This window comes from Paenibacillus sp. FSL H3-0310, from assembly GCF_038002785.1.
GTDB classification, from domain to species: domain Bacteria; phylum Bacillota; class Bacilli; order Paenibacillales; family Paenibacillaceae; genus Paenibacillus_AQ; species Paenibacillus_AQ odorifer.
The window spans coordinates 3,961,607-3,976,163 of sequence record NZ_JBBODC010000001.1 but is presented as its reverse complement, the minus strand read 5'-3'; the positions used below and the strand labels follow the sequence as shown (position 1 = coordinate 3,976,163).

General features: G+C 49.0%; 14 protein-coding genes. All 14 read left to right on the top strand.

All coding sequences use genetic code 11. The features are described from left to right. Positions 1-24 precede the first annotated feature (24 nt). The gene (locus MHH63_RS18050) at positions 25-1,095 is read left to right on the top strand and encodes a glycosyltransferase family 4 protein (protein WP_340395375.1); all 1,071 of its coding nucleotides are present in this window, start codon (positions 25-27) and stop codon (positions 1,093-1,095) included. A 1-nt stretch (position 1,096) separates the two neighbouring features. Beyond that, on the top strand, positions 1,097-2,002 hold the full coding sequence (locus MHH63_RS18045) for a Gfo/Idh/MocA family protein (RefSeq protein ID WP_340395376.1): 906 nt from the start codon (positions 1,097-1,099) through the stop codon (positions 2,000-2,002). 32 nt (positions 2,003-2,034) lie between these two features. Further along, the gene (locus MHH63_RS18040) at positions 2,035-3,033 is read left to right on the top strand and encodes a Gfo/Idh/MocA family protein (protein ID WP_341171875.1); all 999 of its coding nucleotides are present in this window, start codon (positions 2,035-2,037) and stop codon (positions 3,031-3,033) included. After that, positions 3,033-4,037 carry a Gfo/Idh/MocA family protein gene (locus MHH63_RS18035; protein WP_341171874.1) on the top strand — a complete coding sequence of 335 codons (1,005 nt, stop codon included), beginning with the start codon at positions 3,033-3,035 and terminating at the stop codon, positions 4,035-4,037. Before MHH63_RS18040 ends, MHH63_RS18035 begins: the two co-directional genes overlap by 1 nt. Before the next feature lie 43 nt (positions 4,038-4,080). After that, entirely contained in the window at positions 4,081-4,737 is a 657-nt protein-coding gene (locus MHH63_RS18030) for an RraA family protein (RefSeq protein WP_341171873.1), read from the top strand. A 23-nt stretch (positions 4,738-4,760) separates the two neighbouring features. Continuing rightward, complete coding sequence (locus MHH63_RS18025; protein WP_340395379.1) at positions 4,761-5,522, top strand: SDR family NAD(P)-dependent oxidoreductase; 762 nt, start codon at positions 4,761-4,763, stop codon at positions 5,520-5,522. Between the two features lie 2 nt (positions 5,523-5,524). Next, complete coding sequence (locus MHH63_RS18020) at positions 5,525-6,427, top strand: SMP-30/gluconolactonase/LRE family protein (RefSeq protein WP_341172008.1); 903 nt, start codon at positions 5,525-5,527, stop codon at positions 6,425-6,427. A gap of 16 nt (positions 6,428-6,443) precedes the next feature. Then, positions 6,444-7,214, top strand: coding sequence for an SDR family NAD(P)-dependent oxidoreductase (locus tag MHH63_RS18015; protein WP_341171872.1), 771 nt, complete (start codon positions 6,444-6,446; stop codon positions 7,212-7,214). Positions 7,215-7,234: 20 nt separating this feature from the next. Beyond that, complete coding sequence (locus tag MHH63_RS18010; RefSeq protein ID WP_341171871.1) at positions 7,235-8,140, top strand: fumarylacetoacetate hydrolase family protein; 906 nt, start codon at positions 7,235-7,237, stop codon at positions 8,138-8,140. Between the two features lie 12 nt (positions 8,141-8,152). Beyond that, complete coding sequence (locus MHH63_RS18005; protein ID WP_341171870.1) at positions 8,153-8,992, top strand: amidohydrolase family protein; 840 nt, start codon at positions 8,153-8,155, stop codon at positions 8,990-8,992. Between the two features lie 33 nt (positions 8,993-9,025). Continuing rightward, the gene (locus MHH63_RS18000; RefSeq protein ID WP_341171869.1) at positions 9,026-10,795 is read left to right on the top strand and encodes an IlvD/Edd family dehydratase; all 1,770 of its coding nucleotides are present in this window, start codon (positions 9,026-9,028) and stop codon (positions 10,793-10,795) included. A 318-nt stretch (positions 10,796-11,113) separates the two neighbouring features. Next, a complete protein-coding gene (locus MHH63_RS17995; RefSeq protein WP_076301377.1) occupies positions 11,114-12,130 on the top strand; it encodes an NAD-dependent epimerase/dehydratase family protein in 1,017 nt (338 codons plus the stop codon). Next, positions 12,130-13,200, top strand: a complete 1,071-nt coding sequence (locus MHH63_RS17990; RefSeq protein WP_341171868.1) for a dihydrodipicolinate synthase family protein — start codon at positions 12,130-12,132, stop codon at positions 13,198-13,200. Before MHH63_RS17995 ends, MHH63_RS17990 begins: the two co-directional genes overlap by 1 nt. A gap of 130 nt (positions 13,201-13,330) precedes the next feature. After that, positions 13,331-14,512 (top strand): MalY/PatB family protein, encoded by a 1,182-nt coding sequence (locus MHH63_RS17985; protein ID WP_076278615.1) that lies wholly within the window; start codon positions 13,331-13,333, stop codon positions 14,510-14,512. Positions 14,513-14,557 lie beyond the last annotated feature (45 nt).

Sequence of the window (14,557 nt, the reverse complement as noted above, 5' to 3'; positions counted from 1 at the left end):
TCCTTGGAGAAGGGTGGAGAGAGTTTGAAAATTCTATATTTTTATAAGTTCTGTGTTCTGGGCGGAGTAACGACTCAACTTGCCAATCGACTTAAGTTTTTGCGGCATCACTCGGAAGTGCACTTTGCCTTTCTGGAGGATTATGGCGGGGCGAGCGCTTTTGAAGGATATGAGCATGTCCGTATTCTCGGGACTGTAGAAGAAATTAAGAGTTATATTGCAGCCTATAATTTCGACGTCATTATTTCTATCGATACTTATGAACTTTACGAAGCACTTGGGCCTGTTGAAGAAGGCAAGGTTATTATTCATGAAGTGCATACCACCTATTCTGAACCCTTGCAGAAGTTGGCTCATTCTAAAGATAGCTTGCCCTTTCACTATGTGATCACTCCATCCGCTTATATGAAGGGTTATTTGCACAGCATTGGCATAGTGGGTGCTTTTCATATTAATAATTGCCTGGATACCGATTTGTTCCAGTATGAAGCGGATACGGAGCAGAGGCCTGCCACTATTTTGTGGGTTGGCAAACTGGATGATCATAAGAACTGGTCGTCCTATTTGAACATAGCGGGTAAGCTGAATGCCAGGATGCCAGAGCTGCAATTTATGCTTGTTGGGGGATACACTGCTCCCGATGAGATCAAAAATCAGCTTATGGTTAAGGTGGAGCAGCAAGGGATCAAACATTTTAAGTGGATTTCTAAAGTAGATTACGATGAGATGCATAGCTACTATTCCTCTGTTGCACAGAGTGGTGGAATATATGTGAGTACCACAATCAATGAATCCTTTGGAATGACCGTACTGGAGGCGATGGCTTGTAGGTGTCCGGTGGTGGTTCCGAGTGTCGGAGCGCTTCCGGAATTATTGGATGGACCGCTGAACGTTTCCTTGTATGAGTCAGGTAATGAAGCAGAATGTGTGGACAGATTAATTACATTGTTGGAGCGGAATACCTTGAGGGAAGATTTGAAGTCATTGGGAGAACAGAAAGCAAGAACTACTTACAGCATCGAACAAGTGGGAAGAGAATATATGGAACTCCTAGAGCGTTGTAAAGAAGAACGTTTAATTTCGAACAAGTGTTGATATGAAAGAACTGCAGATTGGTATGGTAGGAATGGACACCTCACATAGCAGAATCTTTGCTGCGCTGCTGAATGATAAATCACACCCTTTGCATGTTCCGGGCGGTAGACTGCAGTGCGGTTATCCAGGTGGATCTCCAGATTTTGAGTTGAGTTATTCACGTGTGAAAATGATTAGCAGTGAGTTACAGATGAGTTATGGTGTTGAACTGCTCCATTCTATCGTGGAGGTTGCAGAAAACTCTGATGCTATCTTGTTGACCTCTGTAGATGGGAGAGTGCACAAGGAACAGTTTGCAATACTGGCTCCTTACGGAAAGCCAATATTCGTGGATAAGCCGTTTGCTGTTACCTCTGAAGAAGCAAAAGCAATGGTGCGATTGGCGGAGAAATATGGAACCCCATTTTTCTCCAGCTCCATGGTTCGATTTGGGAAACCACTAACAGCACTTTTGAAGGATAATACCGCAGGCGCTATTCTAGGTGCAGATTGCAGTGGGCCGCTCGAACTGCAGCCGACACAGCCGGGGTTGTTCTGGTACGGCATACACACTGTCGAGATGCTCTATGCAGCACTGGGGGAAGGCTGCCTATCGGTACGGGCGATCCGTCACGATAGGCAGGAATGGGTGGTCGGACAGTGGAAAGACGGGCGGATTGGGACGGTTCGAGGTAACCGTACGGGTGGATCTGATTTCTATACCGTACTGCACCGTCAACGTGGCAGTGGTGGAGTAAATGCGCTTGGAGTGCATTATAACGCAGGGCATCAGCAACTGCTGAAGCGCTTTATAGCTATGGCACGAGGGGGAAAACCGCCGATACAACCTTCTCTAACGCTGGAGCTGATACGCTTCCTTGAAGCGGCTAACGAAAGCAGGGTAAGTGGAGCTACCGTTCTTTTATAAAGGAAAGTACAGCCTGAAAGGAGTGAAGAGAAGTGATCAGGACAGCAGTAATCGGATGCGGGGGCATGGGGAGTATCCATGCAGATCGTTACAAGTCTATGCCCGAAGCAGAGCTTGTCGCCGTATGTGATATCGATGAGAAGGCTGCGGAGGTACTCGGGAATTTAGTGGGAGTTCGCTATTATATATCCGCCGTGGAAATGCTTGAACAAGTGAAACCGGAAGTGGTGAGTATTGCTGTGCCTACCTTCATGCATGTTCCACTGGTTCGGCTAGCGGCTGATCATGGCGTACATGTGATCTGTGAGAAACCACTCGCATTAACTTCGCAGGAAGCGGAGGAAGCTATCCGTTATTGTGAGGAGCGTGGCGTGAGATTATTTGTAGGCCATGTTGTCCGCTTTTTCCGGTCCTACAGACAGCTCGCAGAGGGAATAAAGCAGCTCGGCAGCGCTCAAGGCGGGATATATCATGCTAAACGTGCGGGTTCGCATCCCGGTAACGTGAAAGCGTGGTTTCGGGATCCACAGCTTAGTGGCGGCGTCATTATGGATTTAATGATTCATGATATTGATTACATCCGTGGAGCCTTCGGAGAAGCGCTGGAGGTGTATGCCTTCCAGCATCAGTCGGAAACCATAAATTACGCCTCAGCTACCTTTCGCTTTAAGAAGGGTACCCTTGCTCAGCTTGAGGCATTTTGGGGTTACCCCGGATCGTTTCATTCTTCCTTTGAGTATGCCGATGCAGAGGGAATTATCTCAGGGGGAGCTAATGATGGCGAAAGCTTGCATATTCGCAGATCGGTGGCAAGCAGCTCCGCTTCGGGAGCTGTGGAGACCCCTTCGAGCGTGCTGCTTAAGGACCCATATTTTGAGGAACTGGAGCATTTTCTCGCCTGTTTGAGAAGTGGGGAAGAGCCTATAGTTACTGCGCAGGATGCACTGGAGGCTGTGCGCTGGGCAGCAGCTGCTCAGAAATCGGGAGCAACAGGTCAGCCAGTGAGGCTTGATGGAATGGAGGGGATTTAATGAGCCGGCTGAATATTGGGATGATTAGTTTCGCGCATGCTCATGCTTTTGATTATTTGGAGAATCTGCTGCGTTTCTCAGAAGTGATAGTCGGTGGAATTGCCGATGAGGTGCCTGCGCGAACGCGGGCCTTAGCGGAGAAACATTCCATTCCCTATTATGCCAATTATAAGGAGCTTCTGGCTGATCCGAAGATTGATGCCGTAATTATTTGCTCGGAAAATGTGTTTCACGCCAAGCTAACAATAGATTCAGCCCGGGCAGGCAAACATGTGCTGTGCGAGAAGCCGTTAGGTCTTTCAGTGGAAGAAATGCAGCAAATGATATCGGTCTGCGCCGAGGAAAAAGTCCAATTAATGACAGCCTTTCCTTGTCGTTTCTTGACTCCGGTTGTGCGGGCTAAGGAAGCGCTAGATCGTGGGGATATTGGAGAAATTATCGCGTTCAAGGGAACGAACCGGGGTTCCTTTCCGGGACCCAAATGGTTCGCTGACGAAGCTCTCTCAGGAGGTGGCGCTGTTCTGGATCATACTGTGCATGTGATGGATCTGATGAACTGGTTCGCTAATTCTCCGGTTGATCAGGTTTATGCCTATGCGGATACGCTGTTTGATCCAGAACACAAGCGGACAATTGATGATTCTGGCATGGTTCATGTCACTTTTGAGAATGGTGTATTCGGAGTGCTGGATCCGAGCTGGTCACGTAATCCAGGCTTCCCGACATGGGGGGATGTGACGCTTGAAATCATTGGCACTAAAGGTGTTATTTCTATTGATGCATTTAATCAGAAAAATAATGTATATGGAAGAGCATCTGGCAAAGGAAATTGGTCCTTCTGGGGTGACGATATGAACGAGCTGATGCTAAAGGCTTTTGTCCAGGCGCTTTTGGAAGAGACGGAGGTGCCAGTTTCAGGAGTAGACGGACTCCGATCCACGGAGGTCGCGCTTACCGCATATCAGTCTGTGCATGCTGGTCACCCGGTACGGTTAAGTAAATGAGGTAAGTTGTGTACACACAATCTTGAGGAGGGTGGGACCGCTTATGAAGGATCAAGAATTGTTCGACAGCATGTGCGAAACGCTCTATTCTGCGGTAATCTCTGATACATTGGATCAATTGGGTTATCGAAATCAGGTGATGCGTGAAAATATCAATCCGATAGATCCGACCTGGATCATCGCCGGACGAGCAAAAACCATTCTGTCTGTGGATATTCATCACCTGCCGGATAATCCGTACACTAAGGAGATTGAGGCAGTGGACAGCGTCAAACCCGGAGAAATTGTCATCGGCTGCACAAATGAATCACGGCAGAATGGACTGTGGGGAGAGCTGCTGTCCACCGCTTCCAAAATGAGAGGCGGCCGCGGAGCGATTGTGGATGGATTAATCCGCGATACTGCCAAAATTCTAGAGCTCGGCTTTCCTGTTTTCGCTACCGGGACTAAACCCGTTGATTCTCAGGGACGTGGAATTGTCATCGATTATGATATTCCGGTGCTGTGCGGGGGTGTGATGGTTCATCCCGGAGATGTTATCTTTGGTGATCGTGACGGGATCGTTGTAATCCCGGGAGCTATCATCGATGAAGTATTTCAGCTGGCAATGGATAAAGTGACTCGGGAGAATCACACTCGGGATGAATTGCTGAAAGGATATACGTTGCGGCAGGTCTACGATAAATACGGGGTGCTCTAAGCTGAGCCAGAGGAGTGATGAACATGAGGCTGGCTGGCAAAAAAGCACTGGTCACAGGTGCAGCAAGAGGGATTGGACTGGGGATCGCTCACCGATTTCTGGAAGAAGGCGCTCAAGTGGTGCTGTTAGATCGAAATGAGGCGGAGCTCCTCACTGCGCTGGAAACCTTGAAGGTGTATGGTGAAAAAGCCGACATGGAAATATGTGATCTGCGTGACGTGTCACAGTTAGAGCAAGCCGTTTCCCGCGCTTTTGCAAGATTCGGAGGGATAGATATTGTAGTGAACAATGCGGGCATCGCCTTCCGCGAACATTTTCTCGATATTTCTGCTGAGCACTGGAACGCGGTTTTTGATATTAATGTAAAGGCGGTTTTCTTCATTGGCCAGCTAGCAGCAAGACAAATGATTTCCCAAGGTGGCGGTGGGGTCATTATTAATATGAGCTCCAAAAATGGTCTGGCGGCAAGCTCCGAGCTTGCGCATTACAATGCTTCCAAAGCTGCCGTTATTTTGCTCACTGAATCTATGGCCGTGGAGCTGGCACCTTATGGTATCCGGGTAAACGCAGTTGCACCGGGATTCGTGGATACTCCACTTGACCGTAAATTAAGGGAGGTTTCGAAGCTCCCGGCGTATTCGGAGCATACGCCCATGCGGCGGGCGGCAACCATTCAGGAAGCCGCTAATGTATTTCTATTTCTAGCATCTGACGAAGCTTCTTATGTTACTGGAGAGACGATTCGGGTGGATGGTGGACATCTGGCTAATGGCAGTGAACTGTAAAAATAAGAAGGAGTGAAGGTTTTGAAAATTACAGAAATTCAGGCAGAATTGATGCTCAGGCTGAGCTAGGGGAAGGACCACATTGGGACGCTGAATCCAATCAGTTGTACTGGGTGGATATTATGGGCAGGAAGCTTAGAATATACGACCAGATTACAAAAAGTGAAGAAGTGCGCTCTTTTGATCTTATGATTAGCGCGGTTATTCCAACCGCTGAGGGTGAACTTCTTCTGGCAATGGAGGATGGAGTCTATCTCGCTCAAACTGACGGATCCCCGGTTCTGCTGACTTCGATAGAAGCTGATCTTCCGCGCAATAGAACGAATGATGCCAAATGTGACCGACATGGCCGGCTGTGGCTGGGAACGATGAGCATGGATAATGAGCCAAAAGCTGGAGGATTATATGTCCTTGAGCCTGGTGGTACCTGTCGCCAAGTGTTATCTGGCATCGGGATTTCGAATGGGCTGGCTTGGGATTATGCACGAAGCAGAATGTATTACATTGATACGCCTACGGGACAGGTGGATGTATTTGATTACGATGAAGATTCTGGAAATATAGACAATCGTAAAATAGCGTTTCGGATTCCTGCCACGGAAGGAAGTCCAGACGGAATGACGATAGATGGCGAAGGAATGCTTTGGGTTGCTCATTGGGGCGGCGGTTGTGTCTCCCGTTGGAACCCGGATACGGGTGAGCAGATTGGACGGATCCGAGTTCCGGCGCCTTTGGTTACCTCCTGCACCTTTGGCGGCAGTGATCTAACAGAACTTTACATTACGACTGCGAAGACAGGGATGAACGAAGAAGAGCTGCGTCGATATCCGCATGCAGGCGGATTATTTATGGCTAAGCCTGGTGTAAGTGGTTTGCTGCCTAGCAACTATCGGGCTAAGGAGTAATAGAGGAGGAAGCTCAATGCGACTCAAAGATAAGATCGTCATTATAACCGGAGCAGGCTCAGGGATTGGGAAAAGCACAGCCGTATTATTTGCTTCAGAAGGAGCGACGGTAGTTATTGCGGATGTTCAGGTGGATTCAGGAAAAGCCGCAGTCGCTGAAATAGAGGCGGCGGGTGGGAAGGCGTTGTTCATCCCTTGTGATGTTACCGATGCTGCCAGTACAAGGGTAATGGCTGATCAGGTCGTTAATGCTTTTGGGCGAATCGATGTGCTCTTTAATAATGCAGGGATCAGTGGCGTGGGGCCTGTACACGAGGTTGCCGAGGAAGTATGGGAGCGGGTTATGCGGGTGAATGTAACAGGCGTGTTCTTAACCTGCAAGGCAGTTTTACCTTATATGATGAACAGTAAGACGGGTTCGATCATTAATATGTCCTCAAGTATTGCCGAGATTGGTGTGGCACAGCGAGCTTCCTATAGTGCTTCTAAGGGGGCAGTCTTGTCCTTAACCAAGACCATGCAAGTCGATTATGCGCCATACGGCATTCGTGTAAATGCTCTGCTGCCCGGTACCATTATGACTCCGTTCGTAGAAGAATATTTAAAGGAGTCACCGGATCCAGAGGCTTCGGTTGCGGCAATCAAGCGGAGACAGCTTAGTGGTGAGCTGGGTAAGCCCAAGGATGTGGCGCGAGCTGCATTATTTCTAGCTTCGGACGAGTCGGAGTTTGTGATGGGTTCGCCGTTTTATGTGGATGGCGGCCTTGTCTTCGGCAAAAATGCATAAAGTAAAGGGGTGTTTTTTATATGAAGCTAATTACATTTTTGCAAAAAGAGGATAATCATATGGGTGTGCTAACCGACCGTGGAGTGGTGGATATTGAGGCTGCACAGACTGCCTTATCCACACGGCTGGAGGCTCCGGTTCCTGTAACAGTTAAGCAACTGCTTGACGGCGGCATGGAGGCGCTGAATCAACTGAGGAATTTTGTGAATGAGCTGCCTATGGAAGAAGAAAACCCAGCCTGGCTGAAGCAGGTGGAAGACTTGACCTTCGGTCCCTGTGTTACCGATCCTGGCAAAATCATCTGTATCGGCCTGAATTACCGCAGGCATGCAGAAGAGACAGGAATGGCAATTCCGGAATATCCGATCTTGTTCAATAAATTTAACAATACATTAACCGGACATGGCTCGGAGGTTCCGTTGCCGAGGACCGCTCACAAAGTGGATTATGAAGCAGAGTTAGGCATCGTAATTGGACGGACTACGAAGTATGTTGCCGAGGAAGCTGCCTTAGATTATGTATTTGGATACTGTTCTGCTAATGATCTGTCAGCGCGTGATTTGCAGCTGCGGACGAGTCAATGGTTAGCTGGAAAGTCCTGTGACAAATTTTCACCGATTGGACCCTATCTTGTATCTGCGGATGAGGTGGGTGATCCCAATCAGCTCGATATTCAGTGCACGGTGAATGGGGAACTGCGTCAGAGCTCGAACACTTCGGATATGATTTTTAACTGCAAGCAGATTGTTAGTTATATTTCTCAGTGCATGACACTTTCTCCGGGTGACATTATTCTGACCGGAACACCGGAAGGAGTCGTGATGGGCTACCCTCCAGAGAATCAGGTTTACCTGAAGACTGGTGATGTGGTGACGGTGCAGATTGAGAAGCTTGGCGCCCTTACTAATACGATGGTCAGCGAATAGGAGGAAACAGGGATGATCTTCGATTGTCATACCCATTTGTTTGGGCCGGGCATGGTTTCAGGACCTACGGATGAAGCGATCAAACGAGCTTGGGGGCCGGATATGAATATCGAAGCAACCCCTGAGCAGCACCGCCGTAATTTGGAAGGTTTCTCCGGTGCTATTGTACTTGCTATGGCTGCGCATGCAACGGGACTTGTCGTGCCAAATGCTTATGTCGCTGACTACTGCCGCACTGATCCAAACCGGCTATTTGGTTTTGCCAGCGTAGATCCTAACCATCTGGATTGTGTTGCTGAATTTGAGACTGCGATCCGGGAAATGGGGTTAAAAGGGCTGAAGCTTGCCCCTATTTATCAGAACTTTTACCCTGATGACCCCAAATATTTTGCTCTCTATGCCAAAGCTGAACAGCTGAATGTGCCTATACTTTGGCACCAAGGCACCTCATTTGTGCCAGAAGGATATCTGGATGCCTCCAGACCGGCGATGCTGGATCCCATTGCCCGTGCTTTTCCAAAGCTGAAGATGATTGTGGCGCATATGGGCCATCCGTGGGTTGACGAATGTATTTCGCTGGTACGTAAGCATCCCAACATGTACATGGATGTATCTGCGTTAGGTAGCAGACCTTGGCAATTCTACAATGCGCTCGTATCTGCTATGGAATATGGGGTTCAAGACAAACTATTGTTTGGGTCAGATTATCCGTTTTTTGGGACACAGAAAATGCTAGAAGCGCTTTACCATATTAATGATCTGGCGGAGGGAACAAAGCTGCCGCAAATTCCGCAGGAATTCATTGAAGGCATTATTCATCGCGCTACACCGGAAATTCTCGGGCTGGTTTAGTCAACAACTGTGGTTGCTAAAGGAGATGGGGTCATGGCGGAGTGTAGAGACTGCGAGGAGAGTGCAGCTAGATTCGGTGGTAAGTTGAAGAGTGAAGCTTTTTTTCAGGAAAAGGATCTTTGGGGATTCATCCACCGTTCCTTTACGAAGTCGATGGGATACACCGAAGAGGATATCCACAAACCGGTGATTGGCATTTGCAATACGTTCAGTGAGCTGAATAAATGCCATTCACATTTTAATGAATTAGTAGATTATGTGAAGCGCGGCGTTTGGCAGGCTGGGGGAGTGCCGATGGAATTCCCGACCATCTCTATCGGTGAGCCTTATGTGAAGCCAACGACGATGCTGCTGCGAAATTTAATGGCGATGGATACGGAAGAAATGATGAAGGGGCATCCCATTGACGGGGTAGTGCTGCTTGGGGGTTGCGATAAAACAGTGCCCGCACAGTTGATGGCAGCAGCTAGCGCCAACATTCCAGCCATTGTGTTGACAGGTGGACCCATGCTCAACGGGCGGTTGGGTGGCCGCAGTCTCGGAGCGTGTACGGATTGTTACGGTTTTACACTGGAACACAAAGCAGGAAATATCAGTGACGAGGAACTGGCTATTGCAGAGAACGCAATCTGCCGCAGTGACGGTCACTGTATGGTAATGGGCACAGCCAGCACTATGGCCTCGATTGCGGAGGCCATCGGCATGGCTTTACCAGGCTGCGCAGCTATTCCGGCTCCGGACAGCAGACGCCGACATATGTCTGAGCGCACCGGCAAGCAGATCGTCGAGTTGGTACGCCGCGATATCCGTCCACGTGACATCATGACTGCGGCGGCGATAGAGAACGCGATCACGGTTACGATGGCCAGCGGCGGCTCGACGAACGCGATTATCCATCTCGTGGCGATCTCCCAGCGCCTTGGGATGAAGCTCCCGCTGGAGACCTTTGACCGCATCAGCAGCCAGACACCGTTCATTTTGAATCTGCGCCCTTCCGGCAAGTATCAGATGGAGGAGTATTTTGAGGCGGGTGGAGTGCCAGCCTTAATGAAGGAGCTGGAGCCGCTGCTGCATGGGGATTGCATTACTGTCACAGGTAGAACGGTTAAAGAGAATCTGGTTCAGGCAGCCACACTGGACAGGGATGTGATACGTACCTTGGAGGAGCCGCTCGACAGCCAAGGTGGAATTGCTGTATTGCGCGGAAATCTGGCGCCGGATGGGGCGCTGATCAAGCAAACCGCTGTATCGGCGCATCTCAAAAAGCATATCGGACGCGCAGTAGTCTTTGAGAGTCCGGCTGATCTAAACGAGCGGATCGATGACCCTGATTTGGTCGTGGATAAGAACAGCGTGCTGGTGCTCAAGAACGCAGGGCCTAAGGGCGCGCCTGCCATGCCGGAGATTGGGCAAATTCCGATTCCGCAAAAACTGCTGAAGCAGGGCATCCGCGATATGGTCCGTATCTCTGATGCTAGGATTAGTGGGACCTCTTATGGCGCATTGATTGTACATGCGGCACCAGAGGCGGCCATTGGCGGAACGTTAGCACTTGTGCAGGATGGCGACGAAATTGAGTTGGATATTTCCGCAAGGCGCCTGGAGTTGAAGGTGGCGGATGAGGAGCTGGCCCGTCGGCGGCTCTTATGGCATGCGCCTAAGCCGCACTATGACAGGGGCTATGGCTTGCTGTTTCACGAGCGGGTGCTTCAGGCGAACCTTGGTTGTGACTTTGACTTTCTTCTGCCTGTTGAGCTTAGGGAAGAACTGCTGGGCGCTGCGAGTTCGCTTCACTCGAAATAATCTAATACATGCGCGTAATAATTGTACTTTATACAACTATAGCCTGCCGAAATGCCCTTTTTGAATTTTAACTGTATTTTATGCAGTTAAATCTTAGCAAACTATCATTTGTAGCCTCATGCTGAACTATTAATTGCAGAAAATACAACTAAATAATCATCTATGGATTTGCGAGGCGTTTTAATTGTATGAAATACAACTAAATTGCGAAATCACTAATGTGGCTGCCATAGAACGCTACAGTTAACCAACTGTCCAATCCATCTTTCATCATATAAACGTAGCTTGTTAACAGCCAACAGAGGGGAGAGTTCAATGATGCAAACCGTTCAAGAGCTGGAAGACCGCTTAGCCCGTCCGTCCGCAGCACTGATTGATGAATTGAGCCAGCTTGATGGGGATATTATGCTGCTGGGTGTGGGGGGCAAAATGGGTCCAAGCTTAGCAAGGTTGGCCGTGAACGCGATTCGCCAAGCAGGGCTGGACAAGAAAGTCATCGGCGTTTCACGCTTTTCGAACAAGGTGCTTAGCCGCGAGCTGGAAGCGGCTGGGGTTGAAATTATCTCCGCTGATTTATCAGACGATAAAGCATTGCAGGCACTCCCTGAAACGCAAAACATTCTCTATATGGCCGGGAATAAATTCGGCACCACAGGCAATGAGCATTTTACTTGGATGATGAACGCCTATTTGCCGGGACGCGTAGCAGAACATTTTCGTAATTCCCGGATTGTGGTGTTCTCGACAGGTAACGTTTATCCGTTCACTCCGGTTGGTCAAGGGGGAGCAACGGAAAGAACCTCTCCGAACGCAAATGGGGAGTATGGGCAATCCTGTTTGGGCCGGGAGCGGATATTTGAGCATTTCTCACATAAAAATGGAACACCGATGTTTATATATCGGTTGAACTATGCTATTGATCTGCGGTATGGCGTGTTGCTGGAGCTGGCTCGGTCGGTTAAGGAAGGCCGGTCCATTGATATAACAATGGGTCATGCCAATGTGATTTGGCAGGGCGATGCTAATGAAATCGCCTTGCGAGCGCTGCTTCGTTGCAGTTCCCCGCCAAATGTGATGAACATTACCGGACCGGAGACGTTGTCTCTCCGCTGGGCCGCTAATGAATTTGGCCGAAAACTGGGCGTTGAGCCGATCTTTACGGGGCAAGAAGCACCCACCGCACTGCTAAGCAACGCGGCGAAGGCTGCCGCCACTTTCGGCTATCCCCAGGTATCGCTAGCCGAAATGATCGATTGGATTGGCGATTGGGTAGGACGAGGCGGAGAAACCTGGAACAAACCCACGCATTTTCAGGAGCGGGAGGGCAAATATTGATGACGCTGAAAAGAAAACCTCTGACTACAGCTTTAAATGCCGCACTTCATGATGGATTGGCTATTCCCGCGCATCCGCTTGCTCTAACTAAGGAACGAAAGCTGGATGAACGTCGTCAACGAGCGCTGACTCGCTATTATCTCGCTTCTGGGGCGGGAGGAATCGCGGTCGCAGTGCATTCCACTCAATTCGAGATCAGGAATCCGGAAATAGGGCTGCTAGAGCCCGTGTTACGTCTCGCTGCGGAAGAGGTAGAACGTGCCCAGCTAAATCGGCCATTCTTGAAAGTGGCAGGCATCTGCGGTGGGACGGAGCAGGCGGTCCTCGAAGCTCGACTTGCTGTAAGCTTTGGTTATGAAGCCGGACTGCTCAGCATGGGAGGTCTGCAAGCCTTAAGTGAGAAAGAGCTCCTGGAACGGGCGCGCAGAGTAGCGGAAGTGATTCCTGTATTTGGTTTCTACCTGCAGCCATCTGTGGGCGGGCGGATCTTAAGCTTTGATTTTTGGAAGGCATTCGCTGAAATAGAAGGCGTGATCGCCATAAAGATGGCACCATTCAATCGTTATCAGACGCTGGACGTAGTCAGAGCCGTACTTGACTCCAGCCGTAGTGAAGAAATTGCCCTCTATACCGGAAATGATGATAATATTGTCAGCGATCTACTCACAACTTTCCGATTCATGGTGAACGGCAAGCCGGTTGAGAAAAAAATAGTTGGTGGCCTGCTGGGTCACTGGGCGGTATGGACGAGCAAAGCTGTGCAAATGCTGAATGAGATTAAAAAGATCCGCAGTGAACCCTCGTTAGCAGCAAGCTGGTTAACCTTTGGGGCTGAGGTGACAGACAGTAATGCAGCGTTATTTGATCCGGCCCATCATTTTCATGGCTGTATTCCTGGTATACACGAAGTGCTTCGCCGACAGGGATTGCTTGAAGGCTTATGGTGTCTGAATCCGGAAGAACAATTGTCACCGGGTCAAATGGAGGAGATCAACAGAGTCTGTAAGGATTATCCCCATCTGGTGGATGATGAATTTGTCGCTGCTCATTTGGATGAATGGCTGCAATAATTCGAGGTTGTACCAGAGTGAGTTATGGAGAGCGTGCTTTTGCGAGTGCGTTCTTTTTTTGTGCAGTATGCCATATCGGTTTCCTCATGATACAATAAAAGATAAGTTTATAAGGATGAGGTGACTTTAGTTGAAGTATGATTTCGATCGCGTAATTGACCGCCGTAATACTAGCTCTTACAAATGGGACCAATCCGAGAAGTTGTTTGGTGAGAAGGATATTATGCCGCTTTGGGTGGCAGACATGGATTTTGAAAGTCCTCCCGCAGTGAAGGAAGCCATTCTGCGCCGCGCAGAACAAGGAGTTTACGGTTACAGTGTACCTAGTGATACTTATAAAGAAGCCATCACGTCATGGTTTAAAAGACGGCATGATTGGCAGATCAAACCGGAGTGGATTTCAGATTCTCCCGGAATTGTAACTTCCTTAAGCCTCTCTGTTGAACTGTTTACTGAGCCTGGGGACGGGGTTATTTTACAATCGCCAGTTTATTATCCCTTTTATGATGTCATCCAGATGAATGACCGGAAGGTTGCCAAGAATCCGCTTATCGTCCGTAATGGGCGCTTTGAGATGGATTATGAGCAATTGGAAGGGTTGATGTTGGGTGGAGCGAAGCTGCTGCTGTTATGCAGTCCGCATAATCCAGGCGGTAGAGTATGGGAAAGAGAAGAGCTGTTGAAGCTCGGTGAACTGTGCTTGCGTCACGGAGTGACAGTTATCTCTGATGAGATCCATTGTGATTTGGCGCTTCCAGGTTATGAGCATATTCCTTTTGCATCCTTGTCTGAGGAAATTGCCAATATTACGTTAACCACCCTTGCCGCTACCAAAACCTTCAATCTTCCGGGGCTTCAATCCTCTTTTATCGTGTCCTCGAATCCGGAATTGAAACGTAAATTTGATCAAAAAATGAAAGCCTTGAGCTTACATATGGCTAGTTTCTTCGCGCAAGGAGCGGTACAAGCCGCTTACAATGACGGAGAAGAATGGCTGGATGAGCTGTTACAATATGTATCAGATAATGTGGATTATACGGTCAGCTATTTGGCGGAGCATTTACCACAGGTTCATGTGATGCAGCCGCAAGGAACCTACCTGCTCTGGGTGGATTGCCGCGAACTGAACTTGGAAATAGACGGTCTGAAGCAGCTGATGTACAAAGAGGCTAAAGTGGCTTTTAATGAAGGTTCTGTTTTTGGAACAGAAGGCAAAGGCCATCTGCGGATTAATCTGGCCTGTCCGAGATCCACGTTAGTTGAGGCATTGGAACGCTTTTGCAAGGCAGCCGCAGCTTATACAACGAAATAAACGGTGATTACTGAAGCTTGATGATTCCGCTAATGGGATCGTTAA

Bases quoted from the DNA above. Each gene is read 5' to 3' on its own strand.
- MHH63_RS18045 (WP_340395376.1), top strand. From the start codon at position 1,097: ATGAAAGAACTGCAGATTGGTATGGTAGGAATGGACACCTCACATAGC.
- MHH63_RS18000 (WP_341171869.1), top strand. From the start codon at position 9,026: ATGGCGGAGTGTAGAGACTGCGAGGAGAGTGCAGCTAGATTCGGTGGT.
- MHH63_RS18010 (WP_341171871.1), top strand. From the start codon at position 7,235: ATGAAGCTAATTACATTTTTGCAAAAAGAGGATAATCATATGGGTGTG.
- MHH63_RS18035 (WP_341171874.1), top strand. From the start codon at position 3,033: ATGAGCCGGCTGAATATTGGGATGATTAGTTTCGCGCATGCTCATGCT.
- MHH63_RS18015 (WP_341171872.1), top strand. From the start codon at position 6,444: ATGCGACTCAAAGATAAGATCGTCATTATAACCGGAGCAGGCTCAGGG.
- MHH63_RS18030 (WP_341171873.1), top strand. From the start codon at position 4,081: ATGAAGGATCAAGAATTGTTCGACAGCATGTGCGAAACGCTCTATTCT.
- MHH63_RS17990 (WP_341171868.1), top strand. From the start codon at position 12,130: ATGACGCTGAAAAGAAAACCTCTGACTACAGCTTTAAATGCCGCACTT.
- MHH63_RS17995 (WP_076301377.1), top strand. From the start codon at position 11,114: ATGCAAACCGTTCAAGAGCTGGAAGACCGCTTAGCCCGTCCGTCCGCA.
- MHH63_RS18005 (WP_341171870.1), top strand. From the start codon at position 8,153: ATGATCTTCGATTGTCATACCCATTTGTTTGGGCCGGGCATGGTTTCA.
- MHH63_RS18025 (WP_340395379.1), top strand. From the start codon at position 4,761: ATGAGGCTGGCTGGCAAAAAAGCACTGGTCACAGGTGCAGCAAGAGGG.